We start from the raw sequence: 24,716 nt of genomic DNA, 5'->3' as shown, positions 1-24,716 counted from the left end.
ACAAGCATTCGCATAAAGTGGGTGCGTTAATATCTTTAAACACAAGGATTGAGAACATGGGAAAAATTGGTATCTTTTTTGGGACAGACAGCGGGAACGCTGAAGCTATCGCTGAAAAAATCAGCAAGGCTATTGGTAATGCGGAAGTGATTGATGTGGCTAAAGCTTCTAAAGAGCAATTTAATGGCTTTACAAAGGTTATTTTGGTCGCTCCCACAGCCGGTGCGGGTGATTTGCAAACAGATTGGGAAGACTTTTTAGGCACACTAGAAGCGAGCGACTTTGCGAATAAAACCATTGGGCTTGTAGGCTTGGGCGATCAAGACACTTACAGCGAAACTTTTGCAGAAGGCATTTTCCACATTTATGAAAAAGCTAAAGCCGGCAAAGTGGTAGGGTACACTTCCACTGATGGTTATCATTTTGAAGCTTCTAAAGCGGTAGAAGGCGGTAAATTCGTGGGTCTTGTGATTGATGAAGACAATCAAGACGATCTCACTGATGAGAGGATTTCAAAATGGGTAGAACAAGTTAAAGGTTCTTTTGCTTAATCTTTTAAGCCCTAAATTTTAGGGCTTTTTTAAACTTCTTTTTATATCTTATTGATGCTAGAAATAGACAACCAAACTCCGCTAAAATCAGACTTTTTATTATTAGAAAAAATCGCAAATGTTTTAGCCCCCACTCAAATTATTGAGCTTGTTTTGGTGAGCGATGAAACCATGCGAGAAATCAATAGGGATTTAAGGGGTTGCGATTACGCTACCGATGTTTTGAGCTTCCCTTTAGAAGCCATTCCTCACACCCCTTTAGGGAGCGTGGTGATTAATGCGCCATTAGCTCAAACTAACGCCCTGAAATTAGGGCATAGATTAGAAGAGGAGATCGCTCTTTTATTCATTCATGGGGTGTTGCACTTGTTGGGCTATGACCATGAAAAAGATAAGGGTGAACAACGCCAAAAAGAGAGCGAACTCATTAAGGCTTTTAACTTGCCTTTGAGTTTGATTGAACGCGCACAGGATTAGTTTTAGATCTTCTCTAACGCTGACAAATAAAGCTTTTAATTTTTAAGAATGGAATTTTATGCTTTTTTAAAAGCGTTTTGATTTCCAAATCATTCACAGGGCTTCTCTCCATCGCACTCAAATAAGCGGCTTTATCAATCCTATCCCAAAGCACAATTTTTTTCAATTCTTTTTTAAGCAACAAATCAAGCCATATCCTTGTGGCTCTGCCATTACCCTCCAAAAAAGGGTGAGCGATATTCATTTCCACATATTTTTCTATGATTTGATTGAAATGGCTTTGTGGCATGCTCTCAATTCTGGGTAAAATCAAATCCAAATACAAGCAGTTAGCGAACCTGAAATTCCCTTTAGAAATATTTTTATCCCTGATTTTCCCGGCAAATTCATACAACCCTTCAAACAAAAACCGATGGATTTCTTGCAAGCCCTTGATTGTGCCTACTTCTATGGTGTCAATCAGACCGCTTTGGATCAAATGCTTGGCTTTTTCTAAACTCTGCCTGTCTAAATGCATCGCGCTGATTTTTAAGAGTGTAATTTTTAGAGGCGCATTTTTTTTACGCTTTCATGGCAAGCTTCTATAAACGCTCCCCTAACCCCCTTTTTTTCTAAAACGCTCAAGCCTTCAATCGTGGCGCCTTTAGGGGTGCAAATTTGCTCTATAATCATTTCTGGGCGTTCTTTTTCTAACAGCTTGGCAAAGCCTTTAAAACTCATTTTTACCAATTCTAAAGAATCTCTAGCGTTCAAGCCCTCTCTAATGCCGGCGTCTTTCAAACTGCTCGCTACCAAGCTTAAAAAAGCGAGCGCGCTCCCATTGGTCGCTATACTGGCATCCACCTGCTCTTCGTTTCCCACTCGCACGCAATTCCCAAAACTTTCAATAATACTCAAAGCTTTCTCGCTTATTGAAGGCACAACCGATTTTTCACACACCGCCGTAGAAGAAAGGGCGAATTTGCTCGCAATGTTGGGCATGCATTTTAAGTAATGTAAAGAATTGATCGCATTGCTTAAAGCTTCAAAATTTACCCCGGCTAACGCGCTCAAAACGCTTTGGGCTTGCCCTTGATAATTAAAATCCTTAAGGTTATAAGGTTTGAAAAGTAAAAACACGAATTTTTGGTGTGTATCAATAGCTTCTTTGTAAGGCACGATTTGGGCTTGAATGTTTTTTTCTTGTAAAAAGGGGGCGATTTTTTCAGGATTTCGCCCAGTAATCTCTAAAATAAAACGCTTGGATAAAATTTCATGAGAGCCTTCTAAAATCGCTTGAGCCATATTCCCATAGCCGATGAATTGTAAGATTTCCATGACACACCCTTTTTTAAAACCCCATGATGTAATTGATATAGAAAGTATAAAGCCTCCTATAGCTCACATCAGCCCCAGCGCTTCTCAAATACGCTTGATTGATGAGAGGCACTTTGATCCCAAATTCCACGCTCTTTTGGCTTATAACCCCTTGATTGTGGAATTTCTTAGCAAAACGCTTAAACTCCGCAAAGTTGGTGCGCACCCCAAAATTCAGCGCCACTTGAAAATTCGTTGAATGAATGTCATTAGCGTTCCCCCAATTGTCAATGATTTGTTGCCTTAGAGAGCTAAGCCAAGTTGCACCGCCCAGTTGGACCCCAGCAAATAGCCCAAAATTCAACGCTTTAGTGTTGTAAGTCCTCCTGAATAGATTCCATAAAAAATCCGTGCCTACCCCATAAGCAAAGATATTCGCTTTCACGCTTTGATTGGCTAAGCCTATTTCACTAAAGCCGTAATCAAAGAAAAAATAATGCCTAAGGCCTAATTTTCTCGCTTTACCAAAGAAGTATTTATAGCCCAAACCAACCCCTAAGCCATTGCTCAGGCCGTGTTGGGTGCTTTTAGCGGCCGCATACTGGCTTAAAATGGGTTGAGAGCCGTAGTTATTGGCTTGATTTTGCGCGTTTTGAACCTGATTTCTAGCGTTAATCATCGCATCAATGAGTTTTTGTTGCACCATAAAGAATGTTTTATCCCCCAAAAGCTGCCGTAAGGTTTGCGAGAATGACTGAATGGTGGTGGTGTTAGAAGTGATTTCTTGGAGCAAGGTTAAAATCGCATTAGGGCTAATGTCGTTTTGCAAGGCTTGAAACCCTTGAGAAATAGCACTCGTAATGGCTTGAAAAGCGCTTGTAAGACTAGCACTATTGCTATTATTATTATTATTATTATTTTGGATAAATCCGGCGGTTTTAATAAATTCGGTGAGCAAATTAATTAAATTATTCGTATCGCTCACCCCATTGGTGGGGATTGCCCCTAAAAGGTTGATAAGCCCACCGGAGCAAGTAGAGCTACTACTACCGCTACTACTATTACCACATAAATTACTGAGACTGCTACTATTACTTTTTAACGCTTCAAAGAATTGTTTTAAGCCGTTTTCAACGCCTTTATTATTCCCAGAGCTGGCAATAATGTTGGCTATTTTTTGGGCATCGCTATAGACTTTTTGCAAGCTATTATTTTCGTTAGTGGTTGCGGTGGTGGCGTTTTGCGTTTTGCTAGGGGTGTAGCAATTGTTCCCACTCGTTCCATTGCTCCCGCTATTGCATGGCGTATAGCCGTTATTACTGCCACTACCTCCGCTACTATAAGTTCCCAACTTCCCATCACTGGCGTCTGTGAGCATTTGGTAGGCTGTGTTGATTTGACTAGTGCCATTCCCACTGCTTGCCCCATTACTGCCCCCATTAACGCCCTTAAGATTTGTGATAATTTGATTGAGCAAACCACTGCTAGTGAGCGTGATTTGTTGGACATTGTAGGTGATGCTGTTCCCACCACTGCTCCCATTTTGAGTTGTCGCTTGCGTTTGATACCCTAAAGCGCTTTGCAACCCGCTGTAATAAGCCTTAGAATCCGACCACTGCTGATAGCACCAGTTGCTATTACTCCCATTCGTTCCGCATGCGTTATTATTGTTTGTTGCCCCGCTTGTTTGTTGGGTTTGTTGGCTTTGATTAATTAAAGCGTTCATGTCTGTAGGCACTTGCTGGTTAATGGTGTTGATGAGCTGGTAGAAATTCGCTCTCAATTGGATGCGTAAATCTTGGTTATTGTTAGGAGTCATATATTGCGATTGACTCCCATTAGTGTTATAAATCGCATTCGCCCAAGCTTGGATATTGCTTTCTTGGTTTTGAAAAGCGCTTTGAATGCTTTGTTGGAAATTACTGACATTTTGCAATACGGCATTTAAAGCTCCCATCACCGTGCTGTTAGGGGATTGAGTGGTTGGCCCACTATTTTGAGCTAAATTAGTCGTTTTAGCTTCTTCTTCATTATTCACCATTACCATCGCTTTTAGTTTAGAAGCGTTGCTTTTAGCTTGAGTGGTAGTCCCATTAGTAGAGCTTAAAATATTTTGCAATTGGGCGTTCCCGCTGATGCTCAAACCCCCCGAAGAATTGTTGTTGTTGCATGTATCTTGCGAGCCGTTACTGCTATTTGGGCATAGTATCTTAGCGTTTTTTTGCAAATTTTCTTCTGAAGTTTTTAAAGAGTTATAAACGCTCCACACTTGAGAGACAAGGTTAAAAGAATTAACGCCGATCTGCTCTTTGCCCCCTATGGTTTGGATTTTGGAGGTAGCGACTAAAGAATTGTCAAAACTGCTGGTGGAACTTGTGGAGCTTGTGGCTGAGCATGAAATCCCGCTAGAAGCGCTGCTAGAAAGGCTTCCGGTAGCGCTTGCACAATCATAGGCGCTGATGTTTTGCCCTTGAGCGTTGGTAACCGTGCCGATTTGGTAGTTATTAGAAGTGTTTTTGAGCAAGTTTTTAGGCTCGCTAAAACTGATCCAAGAAATTTGTTTTAAAGCGTTATTGTATTGTTCTATCGTGCTTTCATAGGCTTGGAAATTCAAAGCGTTGTGCAAGTTGTTTAGGTTGTAGGTGGTGTTGTTGATCGCATTGTTGTCTAAAGTGTTGATAGCCACGCTTTGAAGCTTTTGAGCGATGGCTTGGACTTGCTGGTTGGCCTGGTTATTTGAAGTGGGGGTTGCGGCTAAAGGGGCTAAATTTTGGATGAATTGCTCTAAACACTGGACTTGATTGGCGCAACCATTGGGGTTATTTTGATTATTAGCGCTTAATTCCCCTTGTAAGGTGTTCATTAAAAGGGTGTTGTTGTATTGTTGTTGGTTGTTGCTGTTTGAAGAAGTATGGCCTAAAAGGGAATTGGTTGGATAAAATACGACTTGTCCCGGCGGGTTTAACACCACATGCGTTGAGGTTGTGGTGGGGAAAACCCCTACCCCTAAAGTGTTTAAAGCGTTAACAAGAGCGCTCACATAAGTGGTATTATTGCTAGAGGCATTCACCGCATCGGTCAGATTGGAGAGTAAGGATTGCGCGTAAGTGGTGCTAGTGGTTTTAGTGATGCTGTGTTCAATTTGTTGCAACAATTCTGTCATGGATTGCGCAGTGTTTTGGAGTTGGGCTTTGACTTCTTTGGCGTTGTTGCTAGGATTAAGGCTATTGATAGAGCTAATGATGCTAGTGCTTAGCGCAATGCCTTCATCAAACGCGCTTTGGGTGTTGGAAAGGAGTTTGGCTGTGATTTGTGAAGAGTGGGCTTTTAAGGGATCAGAGCTTCCTTTAAGCCCTATGATTTGCTGGGAAATGCTAGAGATTTGACGGCTAGAATAAAAGTCTTTTCTTTTGCCAATTTGATTCAAGATATTAGAAATGCCCTCTAATTGGTTGCCCACGGTGTTACTCACGCCATAGCCTAAAGCGTCAATGACGCTTTGAGAGCTTAAAGTGATTAAACCGGTAGTAGGCCCTGCAATATTGATCGTGCTTTGGGTTACGCTGTTGATGATGTTTTGATTTTCTAAAAGTTGTTTGTTATTGATGAATTGTTGCGTGCCACCGATTTGATAGCCTACAGACATATACCATCCATTGTCTTCAGCTAAGAGAGAGCCAATTAAAAAGAGTGGTATGAATTTTCTAGCTTTTTTTATCATATTTTTCCCTTATTTTGTTTAATCAAAAGCCTATGTTGTAGCCCACATAAAAACTAAAGGCTCTTCTATACTTCGCTGTAACGCCTTCTGATTGGTAATAGGTGTGATAAAGCACCGGTATTTTAATGCCAAATTCTATCCCTTGAGAAAAACGGGATCTTTTTTGATGAGCGATTTTGGAAAAATTAGTCCTTATGCCTAAATCAAAAAGGAATTGGAAAGAAGTGTCTTTGGGCTTAAGATGGTTGCCATCCACTTGATCTAAAAAATTCGTTTTCCAAGTTTGCCCTGCAAGTTGGATGCCGGCAAAAAAACCTATATCTATCGCTTCAGTCCCCCTTTTTCGGGTAAAAACATTATAAAGAAAGTCTGTGCCTGCTCCATAGCTAGAGAGAGTGGCTTTCACTAAAGAAGGTCCTGCGCCAAATTGCGCGTAACCAAAATCATAAAAGCCATAATACCTAAGCCCAAACATGCGCTTTTTGCCAAAGAATTGCTTATAGCCCATTTTCACGCCAAAGCCGTTCATGTTATTAGAATTAGAGTTATGCTCCAAAAAATTCCTAGCAAAGCCCATTTGATAGACTTGATTTATTTTAGTTTGCATTTCATTAATCACCCAGCCAATCACTGCTTTAGAGCGATAAAGCCCATAAGCCATTAAAGTTTTTGCCGTGGGGGAATAGGGGTTGGCTAAGATCTTGTCTATTTGTGCGGGGGTGGGGGCGTTTGTGGCTTGCTCTAGCTGGTTCATGATGACTTTTTGCTCTTGTTGGGCTTGTTGCGGGGTTAAATGATTTTGTGGGGTTTGATTATTAGCGCCATTCAATTGCCCCCCATAGCTAGGCAAGAAGTTCAAACCTTTGTTATTTAAATCCAAATAAGGGGCGACCCAATTGGTGATAAAATCCCCATACGCTACGGTGTTACTAAGCAAGCTTTCCCCATAGTTGATCGCTTCTTGCATCTGGCTATATCTTGAAGTGCCTGTCAGTTTAGCGGCTTTATTGGCGAAATTTTGCATGCCTGAAAAAATCATAGAAGCGGTGATGCCATTAGCGATGACGCTATCAGCCAAATAATAGACTGCCGAGCTAGGGTGGTAGGTGTATTGGCCATCGCCTGATCCAACTGTTGCTCCAGCGGGTAATTCTTTCAAGGGCGGCGTGGTGCTAGTGCCGTTTTTGGTGTAATAACCCGGGCCGCTAAAGCTTTGGTAGCCTTGTTGGGAATTGCTGCCATTAGGGGCTTTGTTATAGGTGAAGCCAAATTGCTTTTCATTGGCTAAGCCCCCTAAAATCCCTGCTTGCATTAAAGCCTGGAAGATGTTTTGGGCGTTTTGAGCGATAGAGTTAGCTTCATTAGTGGCGGTGCATTGGTTTTGAGTGCTGCAAATGGTTTGATTATTATTTGTATTATTTGCTGTGGCTAAGCCGTCTTGTAAAAGGTGTTGCAAGACTTCAGGGCTAAAACTCACAGAACTGCCATCAGGGGTGCTAAAAGATTTATTCGTTAAGGTTTGGTTATACCAGAGCGTGGTTAAAGCGTTGGTAATATCATTGTTTAAAGCGTCCATGGTATTGGCTAGACCCTCAGGCAATGCAATAACAGTGCTTTGATTGCCAAATTTGACATTAAAGACTTTGGCGTTAGAAAGATTTTCAGGGTTACGGATTAAAGTCTCGCCGATGAGTTGGGTGAGCTTGTTTAAATTATTGACTAAAGATTGCATATCAAAGGTGGCATTGACATTGCCTCTTGGGGGGTTGTTGCCTGTATCGCCATTTTGGGCGTTTTGTTGATAACCCCCCGCATAGAGCAAACATCTTTTAGAAGGATCAGGGCAGAGCATTTGCATTAAAACTCTGGTTTGTTGGCCCATCGCTTCTAAATAATAGGCTAAAGGCACTGCAGCAGATTCTAGAGCGATAGCGTTTTGGCGGATGTAGGTGGATGCGTCTTGACTGGCGTTAAGCCCTGAGTTATCCACCCTTTGAACGGCTAGAGAAGTTTGATAACTCACCCCCATAAAAAACCCATCATCTTCTGCCGCTAAGGGATTAAGAAAAAACAAGGGGAGTAGGCTAGAATAGATAAGCCATTTTTTATTAAAAACAAAGTCTTGCAAGGGGTTATCCTTTTCTTTTTAAAAGATTTGAGCTATCCTAAATTTTATCTTATTTATCGCTTAAAAGTTTAATGGTTAGTCGCTTAATTGTTGATTAAAATGGGCTATTTAGGCGCTCAAAATCGTTTCAATGATGGTTTTTGCACCATTTTTAGCGATTTTTTGTTGCAATTTGGCGCTGATAGTGGTGAGGTTTTTATTGCCTTGATCGTCTTTTTGGTTGAGCTTTCTAATGACTTCAAAGAGTTTTTTAGGCAATAATTCATTTTGAGGCACGACATAGCATAAGTTTTCTTTTTCAAATTCTAAGACATTGTAATACTGGTGGTTATGGCTCGCAAAAGGGTAGGGGATAAAAATCGTGGGTAAGCCATTGGCGCACAATTCCCACACGCTACTAGCACCCGCTCTGCTCACGCACAAATCCGCTCTATGCATGACTTCTATGATATTGTTGTGGAAAGCGAACAATTCTACCTTGTCCAACAGCCCTAATTCCTGGTAAAAAAAACGCATTCTTTCATGAGCGTTTGAGCCGCAAATGTGCGTGATTTTAATCCCTTGTTTGGTGAGTTTGGGAGCGTTTAATAGGGCAAATTCGTTGATCGCTTTTGCCCCTTGCGAACCGCCTAAAAATAAAATATGCTTGATTTCCGTGCGAGTTCTAGCGGAATCAAAAAAAGCGTTTTGCACGGGATAGGAGGTTAAAACATGATTTCCTTTATCTTTAAACGCGTAGCTTGAAAACACCGCCTTAGCTTTAGGGGAAAGGTAGCGATTAAGAGAGCCTTTAATCGCATTTTGCTCATGGATATAAAGGGGTATTTTATTGAGTAGGCTTGCAAAACTCGCCGGCCCTGCGCTAAACCCTCCCACGCTAATGGTGTGCGTGACCTGGTGTTTTTTTAAGATTTCTTTAGCCTTAAAAGCGGCTTTAGCTTGCAAGAATAAAGAGCCTATTTTTTTAAAGAAGCTTTTATTGATTACGCCTTGCGTGTTGAAAAAATAGCGTTCGCTAAATAAGGGGCTGTTTTCAAACCATTCTTTATCTTGCCCATAAGTGGAGCCCAGATAAATAGCCTCTATGCCTTGCTTTTCTAATTCTATGGCTAAGGCTTTAGCGATAGAGAGATGCCCACCTGTGCCTCCCCCTGTGAGAGCGAATTTCATGCTAAAAACCCTTAAGCTCGTTCTCTTTCTTGAATCACAAAACTTTTTAAAGGATCTCTAAAGCCAAAATCCGGATAATCCATCATAGAAAGCGCGATTTGAGCGCCAAAGCCATTTTTGGAATTAAACACCAAAGGGGCTAAGAAATTAACCATAGAATCTTCTAAATTTTTTTGCAACACGACCACGCAATACACCTCAACTTTGGAATGAGAATCTAATTCTAGCAGTAATTCTATGTATTTGGGTATCACAAAGCTGTATTCCCTCAAACAATAAGGATTCACTAAAACCATATCCAACGCCATGGGGGAATTGGTTTGGCCAATTAACCGGCTGAATAAGGAATCAATTTTTTCCAAACGCACTTCATGGATATGCTCAAATCCTAAAATAGGGGCTTTTAAAAAGTAATTCACTGGACTATCCTTTTTAATTTAAATGCTTTGTTGTATAATTTTAGAAAAATACGCAACAATTAAAAGCGTAAAAGCAAAAGGCGTTCCAAATCCAACTATTTTTTAAGGAACGCTCTATTTTAGGATAATAATAATAATGAAACAAGAACCTACCACTTACCAACCAGAAGAGATAGAAAAAAAGATTTATGAAATTTGTTCTCATAGGGGGTATTTTGAAATTGATGGCAATGAAGCGATCCAAGAAAAAAACAAACGATTTTGCTTGATGATGCCCCCTCCTAATGTGACTGGCATTTTACACATAGGGCATGCCCTAACTTTAAGTTTGCAAGATATTTTAGCACGCTACAAACGCATGGACGGGTATAAGACTTTGTATCAGCCAGGGTTGGATCACGCCGGTATTGCGACGCAAAATGTCGTAGAAAAGCAACTTTTAAATCAAGGGATTAAAAAAGAAGATTTAGGGCGTGAAGCGTTCATTCAAAAAGTGTGGGAATGGAAAGAAAAGAGCGGGGGAGCGATTTTAGAGCAAATGAAGCGTTTAGGTGTGAGCGCGGCCTTTTCTAGGACTCGTTTCACGATGGATAAGGGCTTGCAAAGAGCGGTTAAATTGGCGTTTTTGAAATGGTATGAAAAAGGCTTAATCATTCAAGATAATTACATGGTGAATTGGTGCACTAAAGATGGGGCGTTAAGCGATATTGAAGTAGAGTATGAAGAGCGTAAGGGGGCGTTGTATTATATTAGATATTATTTAGAAAATCAAAAAGATTATTTAGTGGTGGCTACCACACGCCCTGAAACCTTGTTTGGCGATAGCGCGCTCATGGTCAATCCTAATGATGAGAGATACAAGCATTTAGTGGGGCAAAAAGTGATCTTGCCTTTAATTAATCGCGAGATCCCTATTATCGCTGATTTGCATGTGGAAATGGAGTTTGGCACAGGGTGTGTGAAGGTTACCCCTGGGCATGATTTTAACGATTATGAAGTGGGCAAACGCCATCATTTGGAGACGATTAAAATCTTTGATGAAAAGGGGATTTTAAACGCGCATTGCGGGGAATTTGAAAATTTAGAACGATTAAAAGCCAGAGATAAGGTCGTAGAAAAATTAAAAGAAAACGCCTTATTAGAAAAGATAGAAGAGCACACACATCAAGTGGGGCATTGCTATCGCTGTCATAATGTGGTAGAGCCTTATGTGTCTAAGCAATGGTTTGTCAAGCCTGAGATCGCTCAAAGTTCTATTGAAAAAATCCAACAGGGTTTAGCGCGATTCTACCCTTCTAATTGGATCAATAATTATAACGCTTGGATGAGGGAATTACGCCCTTGGTGTATCAGCAGGCAATTGTTTTGGGGGCATCAAATACCGGTATTTACTTGTGAAAATAACCACCAGTTTGTAAGCCTAGACACCCCTTTAAACTGCCCTACTTGTAAGAGTGAAAAACTAGAGCAAGATAAAGATGTGCTAGACACATGGTTTAGTTCAGGGCTATGGGCGTTCTCTACTTTGGGGTGGGGGCAAGAAAAAAGCGATTTGTTTAATGAAAACGATTTGAAAGATTTCTACCCTAACACAACGCTCATTACCGGGTTTGACATCCTCTTTTTTTGGGTGGCCAGAATGCTTTTTTGCAGTGAATCGCTTTTAGGCGAATTGCCCTTTAAAGATATTTACTTGCACGCCTTAGTCAGGGATGAAAAAGGTGAAAAAATGAGCAAATCTAAAGGTAATGTGATCGATCCTTTAGAGATGATAGAAAAATACGGCGCGGATAGCTTGCGTTTCACTTTAGCCAATTTGTGCGCTACGGGTAGGGACATTAAGCTTTCTACTACGCATTTAGAAAATAACAAGAATTTTGCCAACAAGATTTTCAATGCGGTGAGTTATTTGAAACTCAAACAAGAAGCTTTTAAAGATAAAGAGCGTTTGAACGAATACCAAACGCCTTTGGGGCGTTATGCGAAATCGCGCTTAAATTTTGTGACTAAAGAGGCGCGTAACGCTTTAGATAACTACCGCTTTAATGATGCGACGACTTTGTTATACCGCTTTTTGTGGGGGGAATTTTGCGATTGGTTCATTGAATTTTCTAAAGTGGAAAATGAAGCGATAGACGAATTAGGGAGCGTGTTAAAAGAGGCTTTAAAACTCTTGCACCCTTTCATGCCTTTTATCAGCGAGTCTTTATACCACAAGCTCAGTAACACGGAACTAGAAAACACTGAATCTATCATGGTCATGCCTTACCCTAAAGATTTAGTGCAAGATGAAAAATTAGAGCATGAATTTGAAGTGATTAAAGATTGCATTGTGTCTTTAAGGCGTTTAAAAATCATGCTAGAAACCCCACCGATTGTTTTAAAAGAAGCGAGCGTGGGATTAAGGGAAGCCATAGAAAACACAGAGCGTTTGCAAACTTACGCCCAAAAATTAGCGAGATTAGAAAAAGTCAGCGTGATAGCTCTCAAGCCTTTAAAAAGCGTGAGCGATGTGGGGGAATTTTGCCAAACTCATGCGAATTTAGAAAACCTTGATTTAAGTCCGCTTGTTGCGCGTTTAAAAAAGCAGTTAGAAAAATTGGAAAAAGAAAAATTAAAACTCAATTTGCACAATGAAAATTTTGTCAAAAACGCGCCTAAAAGCGTGCTAGAAAAAGCTAAAGAGAGTTTAAAAACGCTTTTAGAAAAAGAAAGTAAAATTAAGCAAGAATTGGATTTGTTAGAACAACCATAATAAAAGGATAGAAAATGTTTCAAACATTAAGCGATGGGTTTAAAAACGCGCTCAATAAAATCCGCTTTCAAGATGATGAAAAAGCGCTAGACAGAGCGTTAGATGAATTGAAAAAAACGCTTTTAAAAAATGATGTGCATCATAAAGTGGCTAGAGAATTGCTCAAAAAAGTGGAAAGTCAAACCAAACTTAATGGCATTGGTAAGCAGCAATTTTTAGACGCTTTAGAAAAGAGTTTGTTAGAAATTTTAAGCGCTAAAGGGAGCAGTGGTTTTACTTTCGCTCAAACGCCCCCCACCGTGGTTTTAATGGCAGGTTTGCAAGGGAGCGGTAAGACAACCACCACCGCTAAACTCGCTCATTATTTAAAAACCAAAAATAAAAAAGTGCTTTTATGCGCATGCGATTTGCAACGCTTAGCAGCGGTGGAGCAATTAAAGGTTTTAGGCGAACAGGTGGGTGTGGAAGTTTTTTATGAAGAAAATAAAAGCGTGAAAGAAATCGCTAACAACGCTTTAAAAAGGGCTAAAGAAGCGCAATTTGATGTTTTGCTCGTGGATAGTGCGGGGCGTTTAGCCATTGATAAAGAGCTTATGCAAGAATTAAAAGAAGTTAAAGAAGTCTTAAACCCCCATGAGGTGCTGTATGTCGCAGACGCATTGAGCGGGCAAGATGGGGTCAAAAGCGCAAACACCTTTAATGAAGAAATAGGCGTGAGTGGGGTGGTGTTAAGCAAATTTGACAGCGATTCTAAAGGGGGTATCGCCTTAGGCATCACTTACCAATTAGGCTTACCCTTGCGTTTTATTGGGAGCGGGGAAAAAATCCCTGATCTAGATGTGTTTGTGCCTGAAAGGATTGTGGGGCGTTTGATGGGGGCTGGAGATATTATCTCGCTCGCTGAAAAAACCGCCAGCGTTTTAAACCCTAATGAAGCCAAAGATTTAAGCAAAAAACTCAAAAAAGGGCAATTCACTTTCAATGACTTTTTAAACCAGATTGAAAAAGTGAAAAAATTAGGCTCTATGAGTTCTCTAATTTCTATGATTCCAGGTTTAGGGAATATGGCAAACGCGCTAAAAGACACGGATTTAGAAAGCTCTTTAGAGGTGAAAAAAATCAAGGCTATGGTCAATTCCATGACTAAAAAAGAGCAAGAAAACCCAGAGATTTTAAACGGCAGCCGAAGAAAAAGGATCGCTTTAGGGAGCGGCTTAGAAGTGTCTGAAATCAACCGCATCATCAAACGCTTTGATCAAGCGAGCAAAATGGCAAAACGCTTAACGAATAAAAAGGGCATTAGCGATTTGATGAATCTAATGAGTCAGGCTAAAAATCAAACACCCCCTAAAATGCGCTGATTTTTAAGCATGTTTTAGGCGCTTTTGTTGTATAATCTCAAATTTAATATGAATATTTTAGGAGATTTTTGTAATGACAGTCATTAGACTCACGCGCATTGGGAGGAAGAAAAAGCCTTTTTACAGAGTGGTGGTAACCGATTCTAGGAAAAGAAGAGATGGAGGTTGGATTGAATCCATTGGGTATTACAACCCTTTGAGCGAACCTAAAGATATTAAGATTGATAAGGAACGCTTGAATTACTGGAAAGGCGTGGGGGCTAAAATGAGCGAGAGGGTGGAAAAACTTTCTCAAAAAGCCTAAGGTTTTGTGAGGCTAAATGCACGAATTGGATCCTTTGAACACGCCTTTTTCTCAAGCTGATTGTAAGGACTATTCGTATTGCGTGGCAACTTTTTTAGAAAAATATTTAAAAAAGGTTGTTTCTTTTCCGCAAGCTTTGAGCGTAGAGCACACGCTTTTAGAAGATAAAGTCAAACAAATCACTATTTATACCCACCCATCAGACATTGGGCATGTGATTGGTAAAGAGGGCAAAATGGTGAGTGCGATTAAGGCGTTTGTTTCTGGTGTGAAAGCCAAAGACGGGTTTTCTTATAAAATCGTTGTTTTTGCTAGTAAAAATAGCGATCAAACGCCTTGAATGGTTTCTATGCTTTTAGTGGGCAGAATTGGTAAAAGCGTGGGGCTTAATGGGGGGTTAAGGCTTCATTTGGAGAGCGATTTTCCGGAGTGCTTAAAAAAAGGCGTTAAGGTGAGTGTCGCTCCTTTGAATGCTTTCTTTTGCGCTTCTTCTTTTAAAGAATACACAATCCATTCTTATGAACATGCTAAGAACCTGTTGTTTTTAGAAACGATCCATACGCCAGAAAAGGCTAAAGAGCTGACTAATTTAGGGCTTTTTATGAGCGAAGCAGAGAGTAAAAAACTCTGTGTTTTAAAAGATGGGGAGTTTTTTTATTGCGATTTAGTAGGGCTTAGCGTGGTGGAAGAAAACGAGATTTTAGGAAAAGTCATAGAAATCCAAAGGATTTCTCAAATAGATTATTTTCTGGTTGAAACCGCAAGAAGTTTGGTTGAAAAAGGTTTGGCTAAGATTTTTTTAATCCCTTATAGGGATTTTTATATCAAAGAAATCCTTTTGCAAGACAAAAAAATAACCACCCATAACGCTAAAACGCTTTTAGAGAATAGTTGAGTGAAATTCAGCGTTTTAACCCTTTTCCCGCAACTCGTATGGCCTTATTTTGAAGATTCTATTTTAAAAAGAGCGTTAGAAAAAAATCTTTTTGAATTAGAAGTGTTAAACCTTAGAGATTTTAGCGCTAATAAATATCAAAAAGCGGATCACACGCTCATTGGTGGGGGTGCAGGGCAAATTTTAGACCCTGAAATGGTAGAAAACGCGCTCCATTCTGTTAAAAACCCTAAACACACGATTTTTTTAAGCGCAGTGGGCAAGCCTTTCAAGCAAACAGACGCAATGCGTTTGGCTCAAAAAAAGCATGTCGTTTTGGTGTGCGGGCGTTATGAGGGCTTTGATGAACGCTCTATTGAACTTGGCGCTGATGAGGTTTTTTGTATAGGCGATTTTATTTTAACAGGGGGCGAGCTTGGGGCGTTGTGCTTGATAGATAGTATCGCTCGCTACATTCAAGGGGTTTTGGGTAACGCCCAATCTTTAGAAAATGAGAGCTTTGAAAACCATTATTTGGAAGCCCCTAATTTCGCTAACGCTGTTTTTAAATCCAAAGAAATCAATAAAATCCCTGCACCTTTAGAATATTCTAAAGGAAATCATGCTAAAATCAAGCAACTAAAACTTGATTTGTCAAAATTAAGGACAAAATTCTACCGCCTTGATTTATTCAAACAGCACAAATCATGAAATTGACATTAAGGAAAACACATGAAAAACCGCTACATTCAGCAGTTTGAAGACGCTCAATTAAAAGACAAGACCATGCCAGCATTTAAAGCCGGCGATACTTTGAGGCTTGGTATCACCATTAAAGAAGGCGAAAAAACACGAACTCAGTATTTTGAGGGCGTGTGCATTGCGATTAGAGGCAATGGCGTGGATAAGACTTTTTGCGTGCGTAAAATAGGGGCTAACAATATCGGCGTGGAGAAAATTTTCCCTTTCTATAGCGAAAGTTTGGCGAGCGTTGAGGTGTTGCGTGTGGGTAGGGTGTGCCGTGCGAAGCTCTACTATTTGCGCGATAGGAGAGGTAAGGCAGCAAGGATTAAAGAAGTCCGCCATTAATTTCAAGGCTTTTTATCAGTCATGCTTCAATCAATGCTGATTGGTAGAACGCTCTTTAGGGATTGAAATCCGTTTTTTAACGCTTTTTAAAAATAGGGCAAAGCTTTTTAAATGGATTGGATTGGCTTGAAAAAGAGTTTTTTAATCCCTTTTTAGTTTTATCACCGACTTTTTTAAAACTCTAAACTCTTTTTAGCGTTGGTGTTCGTTTTTTTTCAAGGCAAAGCTTTAATCGCTTCTTTTCTAGCTTGCTGTTTGTTAAACTGAATTTTTGGCTCTGTTTTTTAATGGGGCGTTGGTTGTCAAATTTTAAAAAAGGTTAAAAAGCGTTTTTTACCATCAAAATACAAAAAGCTTGACGCAAGTTAAACGATAACTCCTTGAAAAAGCGATTGGGTTAGGGGATTTAAAGGGTTTGAAAGAACATTAAAGTGCGAAATATCCCCTCATATTCTCAAGAAAGTTTTACTATAAAGTTTTTAAAAAATGAAAGAAATTAATTAAGGCTTTGAGTGTCTGTTTGATGAGAACAGAACCTTTATTTTAAAAAACAAGGCATGTTTAAATCCCCATGCTATACTCAGCCCTTATGGCAAAATTCATATTTTGGGAGAAAGCATGGAAAAAACTGAAACCACGATTTTTGTGGATTGGGAAAATATTCTCGCCGATTTGAAAGCAATCCAAGAAACGGATGAGCGTTTAAAAGAGCCTAATTTTAATTTCAACAATCCCGATCAACTCTTAGCGTTAATCCGTTTGTTTTTGGAGCCTGAAGAGGAATTGAAGCGGATCTATTTTTATGTATCTGAGCCTTTCACAGAAGTTGAACCTAGAATCAAGGGCAATAAAAACGAAGAACTTGAGGAGTATAAAGAGAAGAATCCTAAAGATTATGAGGAAAGAGTGAATAAATTAGGGATTATCCAATCTTTCAACCATGCGATCGCCCAACAAAATCAAGTGAAATTACGAGTCGGGCGGGTAAAGTTCAAATTCGTATATAAGTTCGAAGACAAAGAAGTCTATAATGGTCTAGAAGCCAAGATTTTCATACCTTACTTAAAGTTGCGTCAAAAACAAGTTGATGCGCTGTTGGCGCACGATATTACCAAGCTGTATTGCACCAAACAAGGAGGGTGTATTTTGCTGTTCAGCAGGGATACCGATTTTGTGCCTGTATTAGAAGCCGCTTGGGAGAAAGGCTTTGAAGTCTTCATCGCCAACATTCAAGAAAGCCCCAATTCTGTCCCTTCAGACTTGAAGAAGTCTTGCAATGTGAGAGAACGCAGTGTCGCTGACATTGTAGATAACTTGCCAAAAAATCAGTACACCTCCAAGAAAAAGAACTTTTCCACCAACGAGCCTTTTAACAACCCATTTAAAGACCAACTCTTTAAGAAGAACTAACACGATCCCCCCACCAAGGGGACAAAAAAGCACCCAATTTAAAAGGGTTAGCTTAAGCGGATTTTTCTAATCCATGATTTCATTTTTTGCTCTACTATGGAGTGATTTTTGAAAACGGAGATAAATTAGCGCTTATAGTAGTGGTTTTATGGGGAATGTGTGCGTGTTTTTGGCGGTATTTAGATTTCTCAAAACCCAATCGTTTTAAAATTTTAACTTACTCTGTCAAAAATTTTTATATTTTAAGCAAACCTTAAGCTTTCTATGACTATACTTTCATTTCCTTGTTTCAGTAAGGGCTTTTAAAAAGCCGCTTGATACCTTACAAGGATAGCTGTTTAAAGCAAACGATCTTTGAAAACTAAGCAAATTGATAGAAGTTCTTTTTAAAGGGATATTCTAAAATGATTGTAAGGATGACTTATTATAAAGAGTGAGAGTTTCAATGACTTTTATTCTTGTATAAGAAATCCTTATCCAAACCAGTGCCAGTCAATATTATTGATTGTATTATTATGATTGATGGTTAATTGGCATGAGAGTATTTACTAGGTTAGCGTTTAGCTAAACCTTTTTAAAAAGTTTCTTTCTGTTTTGTTGTTGTAATACTTAAGAACACAACCCGTTTTATTCAATAATCAAATAAAACGAGTTCTTGTGATACGCTAAAGCTGTTGTTAGGAATAACAACAGCCTATCAAAAAACAAAAGAGCTTTAGGACAAACACTTTTATGGAGAGTTTGATCCTGGCTCAGAGTGAACGCTGGCGGCGTGCCTAATACATGCAAGTCGAACGATGAAGCTTCTAGCTTGCTAGAGTGCTGATTAGTGGCGCACGGGTGAGTAACGCATAGGTCATGTGCCTCTTAGTTTGGGATAGCCATTGGAAACGATGATTAATACCAGATACTCCCTACGGGGGAAAGATTTATCGCTAAGAGATCAGCCTATGTCCTATCAGCTTGTTGGTAAGGTAATGGCTTACCAAGGCTATGACGGGTATCCGGCCTGAGAGGGTGAACGGACACACTGGAACTGAGACACGGTCCAGACTCCTACGGGAGGCAGCAGTAGGGAATATTGCTCAATGGGGGAAACCCTGAAGCAGCAACGCCGCGTGGAGGATGAAGGTTTTAGGATTGTAAACTCCTTTTGTTAGAGAAGATAATGACGGTATCTAACGAATAAGCACCGGCTAACTCCGTGCCAGCAGCCGCGGTAATACGGAGGGTGCAAGCGTTACTCGGAATCACTGGGCGTAAAGAGCGCGTAGGCGGGATAGTCAGTCAGGTGTGAAATCCTATGGCTTAACCATAGAACTGCATTTGAAACTACTATTCTAGAGTGTGGGAGAGGTAGGTGGAATTCTTGGTGTAGGGGTAAAATCCGTAGAGATCAAGAGGAATACTCATTGCGAAGGCGACCTGCTGGAACATTACTGACGCTGATTGCGCGAAAGCGTGGGGAGCAAACAGGATTAGATACCCTGGTAGTCCACGCCCTAAACGATGGATGCTAGTTGTTGGAGGGCTTAGTCTCTCCAGTAATGCAGCTAACGCATTAAGCATCCCGCCTGGGGAGTACGGTCGCAAGATTAAAACTCAAAGGAATAGACGGGGACCCGCACAAGCGGTGGAGCATGTGGTTTAATTCGAAGATACACGAAGAACCTTACCTAGGCTTGACATTGAGAGAATCCGCTAGAAATAGTGGAGTGTCTGGCTTGCTAGACCTTGAAAACAGGTGCTGCACGGCTGTCGTCAGCTCGTGTCGTGAGATGTTGGGTTAAGTCCCGCAACGAGCGCAACCCCCTTTCTTAGTTGCTAACAGGTCATGCTGAGAACTCTAAGGATACTGCCTCCGTAAGGAGGAGGAAGGTGGGGACGACGTCAAGTCATCATGGCCCTTACGCCTAGGGCTACACACGTGCTACAATGGGGTGCACAAAGAGAAGCAATACTGCGAAGTGGAGCCAATCTTCAAAACACCTCTCAGTTCGGATTGTAGGCTGCAACTCGCCTGCATGAAGCTGGAATCGCTAGTAATCGCAAATCAGCCATGTTGCGGTGAATACGTTCCCGGGTCTTGTACTCACCGCCCGTCACACCATGGGAGTTGTGTTTGCCTTAAGTCAGGATGCTAAATTAGCTACTGCCCACGGCACACACAGCGACTGGGGTGAAGTCGTAACAAGGTAACCGTAGGTGAACCTGCGGTTGGATCACCTCCTTTCTAGAGAAAAGCTTTTAACATTCGCTTGTTAAAAGCCAAAGAGTATTACCTGACAAAAGAACTTCTTGTTGCTTAGTTTTGAAAGATTGGGCTTATTCTTTCTTTTTTTTTACTTCTTGATTGTTTTTAATATTTGCTTGCTTATTGTTTGTTATTTCTTAATGCTTATATTTTTAGTTGTTAGTGTCTTTATATTTAATGTTTAATGTGTTTAGTTTGCTTGTGTTGGTTTTTTAAATTTTATTTTTTCATTCTTATGTTTGAGTTTTTACTTCTTATTTTCTTGTGTTTAATGCTTTGTTTAATGTTTTGGCTTACTTGATCTTAATGTTTTGGTTTTTAGAGTTTTAAACGCTCAAGGATTTGGGTTTTAATTTCTTTCGGATCTAATTGAACAAGTTGTTGGCGTTCAAAATTGCGTGCTTGAAAATCAATGCAATAACTCAAAAATAATAGAATCGTTTTCATAGGGGGCAACTAGGCGCATGCCCGAATAATGGAATTGAGTGCAAGAAAGCGCAATAAATTCGTTGTAGGGTTTTAATAAGGGATTTTTATTATGTGGATTGAGTTTGATAAGACTTCCAAAAGCAATTGTTTTTATATTTTTGTTTTCATCAGATGGGCTTTGTAAAATAACTTGTTCTAAAAAATGATTGATGAGTGGCACTCTATGTGCTGATGCGGGTCTAGGGATAGACGCCTTTTGTAATGCTGATGCAAGACTTCTTCCCATCGTATTGTTCTCTAAAATTTGTGCTTTTGGGGCAACTTGCAACTGATCAATCATTACCTCAATTTCTTCATTTTCTTCATTTATAATGTAGTTTTTATGCGAAGGGTATTTTTTACCTTGTTTAAAGCCCTATTTTACTGAACTTATTGGATAAAACCTGCTTAAGTTAAATTGATCTCATTCTATTATAAAATATAAAAAACCAAATCTTAAAGGAAAATCATGCAAGAAAATCAAACCCGCCCTTTTATATGCCCCAAGTGTCAAGAGCCAATTGATGTGAATGAAGCGCTATACAAACAGATTGAGCAAGAAAATCAAAGCCGGTTTTTAGCCCAACAAAAAGCGTTTGAAAAAGAGGTGAATGAGAAAAGAGCACAGTATCAGAGCCATTTAAAAGCTTTAGAGAAAAAAGAAGAGGCCTTAAAAGAGCGAGAGAGGGAACAAAAGGCTCAATTTGATGATGCAGTCAAACAAGCGAGTGCACTAGCCTTGCAAGATGAAAGGGCTAAAATCATTGAAGAAGCCAGAAAAAACGCTTTTTTAGAGCAGCAAAAGGGCTTGGAATTGTTGCAAAAAGAATTAGACGAGAAGTCCAAACAAGTTCAGGAATTGCACCAGAAAGAAGCGGAAATTGAAAGGCTCAAAAGAGAAAATAACGAAGCCGAGAGCCGATTGAAAGCGGAAAATGAAAAAAAATTGAATGAAAAATTGGATCTGGAAAGGGAAAAAATAGAAAAAGCCTTGCATGAAAAAAATGAATTGAAATTCAAGCAGCAAGAAGAACAATTAGAAATGTTAAGAAACGAGTTGAAAAACGCTCAAAGAAAGGCAGAGTTAAGCTCACAGCAATTCCAAGGCGAGGTGCAAGAATTAGCGATTGAAGAGTTTTTGAGGCAAAAATTCCCCCTAGATAGCATTGAAGAAATCAAAAAAGGGCAAAGAGGGGGCGATTGCATTCAAGTGGTGCATACCAGGGAATTTCAAAATTGCGGGAAAATTTATTATGAGAGCAAACGCACTAAAGAATTCCAAAAAGCTTGGGTGGAAAAGCTTAAAAGCGACATGCGAGAGATTGGGGCTGATGTGGGGGTCATTGTGAGTGAAGCGCTGCCTAAAGAGATGGAGAGGATGGGGTTATTTGAAGGGGTGTGGGTGTGTTCGTTTGAAGAGTTTAAGGGGTTGAGCACGGTGTTAAGAGAGGGGGTTATTCAAGTGGGTTTGGCTAAAAAAAGTCAGGAAAATAAGGGCGATAAAATGGATTTGCTCTATCATTATTTGACAAGCTCTGAATTTTCTATGCAAGTGAATGCGATTATAGAGGGGTTTGAGCAATTGAGAGCGGATTTAGAAAGTGAAAAACGCGCGATGGCTAGGATTTGGAAAAGCAGGGAAAAACAAATTGACAAAGTGTTTGAGGGCACGATTAACATGTATGGCTCTATCAAGGGTATTGCGGGTAATGCGATAGGGCAAGTGAAAGCACTAGAGCTTGGGTATGATGGGGAGGATTTAGAAGATTAGTTTTTATGGTGCGCTTTTGAGATAGTATTATATTAGGAGAAAATATGGGCAATAAAGATCAGAATAAAGGTTCAAGTTGGCATAAATGGGATTTGCATGTGCATACGCCATACACACATTTAAATAAAGCGTATCAATGTTCTGAAGATGAGTTTATACAAAAACTATGCGGTAGCGAGATTGATTGCATTGGATTAACGAACTATTTTAAGTTTGATGAGAAAGAATTTGATTTAAAAGAAAAAATAGAAAAGGAGGGTATTAAGGTTTTTTATAATTTAGAAGTTAGGTTGGATTATAAGAACAATAGAAATGAGTTTTTAGATTTCCACATTATTTTTTCAGATAAGGTTACACAACAAGAAATAGATAATTTTTTAAGGAATGCAGATGCCAATGTTGGTGGAACTGAGAAAAGACTTGCAGATTTAAAAGAAAATGATTTTAATAAAGCGGTAGTTAATTTTGATCAATTGTTGGAATGTTTAGAGAAAGAGTCTTTAAAATTGAGAGGAAAGTATTTATTAGGGTTTTTATCAAGAGGGCATGGCAGTATTGAATGTGAGTTTCTTGAAAAAGGTGGTCGCAATGAGACTATTTATCAAAAAATCATTAATAAGTCGCATTTTTTAATCCACTCATCAAATAACCAAGAAAATCTTAAAAAGGATAGAGAATTTTGGCTTGGATATAACAAACCTCTTTTACAGAGTAGCGATGCCCACAAAGAGGAGCAAATAGGGAAAAAATACACTTGGATAAAGGCTGAAAAAACCTTTGAAGGGTTAAAACAAATTATTTATGAGCCAGAAACAAGAGTGAGTATTGATGAAGAGAAACCTCAAGATCCTTTGTATAAGATAGATAGTGTAGGGTTAAACTTTGATGAAGAAGTAAAAACCACCAATGAACAAGATGATACTCCTTTTTGTTATGCAGGATTTAATGAAACGCTATTTTTTAGTCCGAACTTTACTTGTGTGATAGGGGGTAGAGGGAGCGGTAAAAGCACTTTATTGCAATTGATAGCCTCAGCAATTAAAAATAAAAGTTTTGTTAAAGGCTTAAAGCATGAAACGATTCAAAAATATATAGAGATACAGCCAGACATAGACATAATGGATAGCGTAGAGTATTTAGCTCAAAATGAGGTAGAAGAATTTGCAACTAATGTCTCAAAATTCACGGAGGCTATTTTTAACAGAATAGATAGCAAGTCAGGTGGAAAACTTAAGGAGTTAGAAAAGCAAATCAAAGAAAGCATTGAAAAATTTGATGAGCAAATCGCATATTGGCAAGAAAAGAATAAGCTAGAAGAACAACTAAAAGAGAGCGAGAAAATAAGAAAGAAATACCAAAGCATTGTAGATGCTTTTACAGATAAAGACTATTTGGATAAAAAAACCAAATTGCAAGCAAAATACCAATCGCTAATTGATTTAAAACAATCTAAAGAGGGATTTTGGACTTTTATTAAAGAATTAAAACGGGTTGTGAATTTTGATTCAAAAGAAAACATGGAAGAAAAAAATAACTATGATAAAGTCTATAACCAGCTCAAACAAGATATTTGCAAGAAAATTGAAGAAATAGATACAAATAGAGAAAATGGGTGTTTTAATAGCGAAGATGAGAAAATAAGGACGCTAGGAGCAGAACACGAAGCATTGAGCCAAGAGATTAGGGAATTTCTTAAAGAAAAAGGCGTGAGCGATGAAAGTATAGGAGATATTAGAAACGCTAATGACCATTTAGCAAAAATAAAAATGGATATTAATGATTTAAAGCATGAAATAAAAGAGAACGCTAACAAAATAGAGAATTTTTCTTATGAAGATATGGATAAAAATATTGAAGAATTTAAAGATCAAATCAATGAGAAATTAAGCAAAATCAATTCGGCTTTTGAAGAAATTTCAAAAAATCACAAAGAAGTGAAACCAATTACCATAGAATATCGTTTGAATGAAGATATTTTTGAAGAGGTTTTTGAGGATTTTGATAAGTTGGTGGATAAGGGTTTTAATACCCAAAGACACCAATCAAAAATCAAGGAATATTTAAAAGAAATTGAATTAAAAAATGTTACAGGTATGCAACACGCAGAATTTATAGAAAAGCTTGATAGCCGAATTGAAAATAAAAAAGCGGCATTTTATGAAACCATGAAAGATATATTTGATAGAGAAATTCATTTTCAAATCTATCGGCTTCTCATTCTCAAACATTTAAGGAATGTTGAAAAATATAAAATTTTTGAAGTCCGTTATGACAAAAGAGTTTTAAACAAGACTTCCTTTGGGCAAAAATGCACTGCTGTATTGGTTGTCCTTTTATCTTTAGGGAATAACCCCATCATTATTGATGAGCCAGAAGCGCACTTGGATAGCACCTTAATCGCTAATTATTTAGTTACTCTAATTAAAAAGCAGAAGCAAAAAAGACAAATTATTTTTGCCACCCATAACGCTAATTTTGTTTTGAACGCTGATGCAGAGCTAATTATTCAGTTAAAAAATGAGAATAATAAGATAGTTGCACAGTCTTTTATGATTGAGAGCGATGCATATAGAGATGATTTATTGAAATTAGAGGGGGGCGAAGAAGCTTTTAAAAATAGAGAAAGAAAGTATGGTATTACAAAAGATAAAAATTAAGGGTTGGTAAC

The 24,716-nt window shown here is 39.1% G+C and carries 19 protein-coding genes and 1 rRNA gene; 13 read left to right on the top strand and 7 right to left on the bottom strand.

Translation table 11 applies throughout. The annotated features are described in order from the left end of the window. The first annotated feature begins 56 nt into the window (after positions 1-56). Positions 57-551 carry a flavodoxin gene (locus tag HPOKI112_RS05910; protein ID WP_015428168.1) on the top strand — a complete coding sequence of 165 codons (495 nt, stop codon included), beginning with the start codon at positions 57-59 and terminating at the stop codon, positions 549-551. Between the two features lie 54 nt (positions 552-605). Then, a complete protein-coding gene (gene ybeY, locus HPOKI112_RS05905; RefSeq protein ID WP_025309953.1) occupies positions 606-1,028 on the top strand; it encodes an rRNA maturation RNase YbeY in 423 nt (140 codons plus the stop codon). Between the two features lie 13 nt (positions 1,029-1,041). Here the strand turns inward: ybeY and fic are convergent, their stop codons facing one another. The 6 genes from fic to fliW form a co-directional block, all read right to left on the bottom strand. Beyond that, positions 1,042-1,545 carry a protein adenylyltransferase Fic gene (fic, locus tag HPOKI112_RS05900; RefSeq protein WP_025309952.1) on the bottom strand — a complete coding sequence of 168 codons (504 nt, stop codon included), beginning with the start codon at positions 1,543-1,545 and terminating at the stop codon, positions 1,042-1,044. Between the two features lie 26 nt (positions 1,546-1,571). Continuing rightward, positions 1,572-2,345 (bottom strand): pyrroline-5-carboxylate reductase, encoded by a 774-nt coding sequence (proC, locus tag HPOKI112_RS05895; protein WP_025309951.1) that lies wholly within the window; start codon positions 2,343-2,345, stop codon positions 1,572-1,574. Between the two features lie 13 nt (positions 2,346-2,358). Continuing rightward, positions 2,359-6,045: a Hop family outer membrane protein HopL gene (gene hopL, locus HPOKI112_RS05890; RefSeq protein ID WP_025309950.1), complete on the bottom strand. Its 3,687-nt coding sequence runs from the start codon at positions 6,043-6,045 to the stop codon at positions 2,359-2,361. 22 nt (positions 6,046-6,067) lie between these two features. Beyond that, complete coding sequence (hopI, locus tag HPOKI112_RS05885; RefSeq protein ID WP_025309949.1) at positions 6,068-8,173, bottom strand: Hop family outer membrane protein HopI; 2,106 nt, start codon at positions 8,171-8,173, stop codon at positions 6,068-6,070. 108 nt (positions 8,174-8,281) lie between these two features. Next, the gene (murG, locus tag HPOKI112_RS05880; protein ID WP_025309948.1) at positions 8,282-9,343 is read right to left on the bottom strand and encodes an undecaprenyldiphospho-muramoylpentapeptide beta-N-acetylglucosaminyltransferase; all 1,062 of its coding nucleotides are present in this window, start codon (positions 9,341-9,343) and stop codon (positions 8,282-8,284) included. 11 nt (positions 9,344-9,354) lie between these two features. Next, on the bottom strand, positions 9,355-9,762 hold the full coding sequence (gene fliW / locus HPOKI112_RS05875; RefSeq protein WP_001105840.1) for a flagellar assembly protein FliW: 408 nt from the start codon (positions 9,760-9,762) through the stop codon (positions 9,355-9,357). 136 nt (positions 9,763-9,898) lie between these two features. Between fliW and valS the strand changes: the two genes are divergently transcribed. The 9 genes from valS (at position 9,899) to HPOKI112_RS05830 (ending at position 19,788) form a co-directional block, all read left to right on the top strand. Next, positions 9,899-12,517 (top strand): valine--tRNA ligase, encoded by a 2,619-nt coding sequence (gene valS / locus HPOKI112_RS05870; protein WP_025309947.1) that lies wholly within the window; start codon positions 9,899-9,901, stop codon positions 12,515-12,517. A 14-nt stretch (positions 12,518-12,531) separates the two neighbouring features. Continuing rightward, positions 12,532-13,878, top strand: a complete 1,347-nt coding sequence (gene ffh / locus HPOKI112_RS05865; protein WP_025309946.1) for a signal recognition particle protein — start codon at positions 12,532-12,534, stop codon at positions 13,876-13,878. Between the two features lie 73 nt (positions 13,879-13,951). Beyond that, positions 13,952-14,182, top strand: coding sequence for a 30S ribosomal protein S16 (gene rpsP, locus HPOKI112_RS05860; RefSeq protein ID WP_000216125.1), 231 nt, complete (start codon positions 13,952-13,954; stop codon positions 14,180-14,182). 16 nt (positions 14,183-14,198) lie between these two features. Then, the gene (locus HPOKI112_RS05855; RefSeq protein WP_025309945.1) at positions 14,199-14,522 is read left to right on the top strand and encodes a KH domain-containing protein; all 324 of its coding nucleotides are present in this window, start codon (positions 14,199-14,201) and stop codon (positions 14,520-14,522) included. Further along, positions 14,523-15,077 (top strand): ribosome maturation factor RimM, encoded by a 555-nt coding sequence (rimM, locus tag HPOKI112_RS05850; RefSeq protein ID WP_025276254.1) that lies wholly within the window; start codon positions 14,523-14,525, stop codon positions 15,075-15,077. Further along, positions 15,078-15,767, top strand: a complete 690-nt coding sequence (gene trmD, locus HPOKI112_RS05845; RefSeq protein ID WP_025276253.1) for a tRNA (guanosine(37)-N1)-methyltransferase TrmD — start codon at positions 15,078-15,080, stop codon at positions 15,765-15,767. Between the two features lie 21 nt (positions 15,768-15,788). After that, complete coding sequence (gene rplS, locus HPOKI112_RS05840) at positions 15,789-16,145, top strand: 50S ribosomal protein L19 (RefSeq protein WP_025276252.1); 357 nt, start codon at positions 15,789-15,791, stop codon at positions 16,143-16,145. A 618-nt stretch (positions 16,146-16,763) separates the two neighbouring features. Further along, complete coding sequence (locus HPOKI112_RS05835; protein ID WP_025276251.1) at positions 16,764-17,555, top strand: NYN domain-containing protein; 792 nt, start codon at positions 16,764-16,766, stop codon at positions 17,553-17,555. Positions 17,556-18,284: 729 nt separating this feature from the next. Continuing rightward, positions 18,285-19,788: ribosomal RNA gene (locus tag HPOKI112_RS05830) — 16S ribosomal RNA — on the top strand. A 430-nt stretch (positions 19,789-20,218) separates the two neighbouring features. Here HPOKI112_RS05830 and HPOKI112_RS05825 read toward each other — a convergent pair. Next, positions 20,219-20,578: a hypothetical protein gene (locus HPOKI112_RS05825; protein WP_025309944.1), complete on the bottom strand. Its 360-nt coding sequence runs from the start codon at positions 20,576-20,578 to the stop codon at positions 20,219-20,221. Positions 20,579-20,746: 168 nt separating this feature from the next. Between HPOKI112_RS05825 and HPOKI112_RS05820 the strand changes: the two genes are divergently transcribed. Both HPOKI112_RS05820 and HPOKI112_RS05815 read left to right on the top strand, forming a co-directional pair. Beyond that, positions 20,747-22,048 carry a DUF2130 domain-containing protein gene (locus tag HPOKI112_RS05820; RefSeq protein WP_025276250.1) on the top strand — a complete coding sequence of 434 codons (1,302 nt, stop codon included), beginning with the start codon at positions 20,747-20,749 and terminating at the stop codon, positions 22,046-22,048. 44 nt (positions 22,049-22,092) lie between these two features. Next, a complete protein-coding gene (locus tag HPOKI112_RS05815) occupies positions 22,093-24,705 on the top strand; it encodes a TrlF family AAA-like ATPase (RefSeq protein ID WP_025309943.1) in 2,613 nt (870 codons plus the stop codon). The last annotated feature ends 11 nt before the right edge of the window (positions 24,706-24,716 follow it).

Source organism: Helicobacter pylori oki112, assembly GCF_000600085.1.
GTDB classification, from domain to species: Bacteria; Campylobacterota; Campylobacteria; order Campylobacterales; family Helicobacteraceae; genus Helicobacter; species Helicobacter pylori_CY.
The sequence above is the reverse complement of the archived record's forward strand: the minus strand, read 5'-3'. Positions and strand labels throughout refer to the sequence as shown.

Coding starts and splice junctions, on each gene's coding strand:
- HPOKI112_RS05910 (WP_015428168.1), top strand. CDS start 57: ATGGGAAAAATTGGTATCTTTTTTGGGACAGACAGCGGGAACGCTGAA.
- ybeY (WP_025309953.1), top strand. CDS start 606: ATGCTAGAAATAGACAACCAAACTCCGCTAAAATCAGACTTTTTATTA.
- fic (WP_025309952.1), bottom strand. CDS start 1,545: ATGCATTTAGACAGGCAGAGTTTAGAAAAAGCCAAGCATTTGATCCAA.
- proC (WP_025309951.1), bottom strand. CDS start 2,345: ATGGAAATCTTACAATTCATCGGCTATGGGAATATGGCTCAAGCGATT.
- hopL (WP_025309950.1), bottom strand. CDS start 6,045: ATGATAAAAAAAGCTAGAAAATTCATACCACTCTTTTTAATTGGCTCT.
- murG (WP_025309948.1), bottom strand. CDS start 9,343: ATGAAATTCGCTCTCACAGGGGGAGGCACAGGTGGGCATCTCTCTATC.
- valS (WP_025309947.1), top strand. CDS start 9,899: ATGAAACAAGAACCTACCACTTACCAACCAGAAGAGATAGAAAAAAAG.
- ffh (WP_025309946.1), top strand. CDS start 12,532: ATGTTTCAAACATTAAGCGATGGGTTTAAAAACGCGCTCAATAAAATC.
- rpsP (WP_000216125.1), top strand. CDS start 13,952: ATGACAGTCATTAGACTCACGCGCATTGGGAGGAAGAAAAAGCCTTTT.
- HPOKI112_RS05855 (WP_025309945.1), top strand. CDS start 14,199: ATGCACGAATTGGATCCTTTGAACACGCCTTTTTCTCAAGCTGATTGT.
- rimM (WP_025276254.1), top strand. CDS start 14,523: ATGGTTTCTATGCTTTTAGTGGGCAGAATTGGTAAAAGCGTGGGGCTT.
- rplS (WP_025276252.1), top strand. CDS start 15,789: ATGAAAAACCGCTACATTCAGCAGTTTGAAGACGCTCAATTAAAAGAC.
- HPOKI112_RS05835 (WP_025276251.1), top strand. CDS start 16,764: ATGGAAAAAACTGAAACCACGATTTTTGTGGATTGGGAAAATATTCTC.
- HPOKI112_RS05825 (WP_025309944.1), bottom strand. CDS start 20,578: ATGATTGATCAGTTGCAAGTTGCCCCAAAAGCACAAATTTTAGAGAAC.
- HPOKI112_RS05820 (WP_025276250.1), top strand. CDS start 20,747: ATGCAAGAAAATCAAACCCGCCCTTTTATATGCCCCAAGTGTCAAGAG.
- HPOKI112_RS05815 (WP_025309943.1), top strand. CDS start 22,093: ATGGGCAATAAAGATCAGAATAAAGGTTCAAGTTGGCATAAATGGGAT.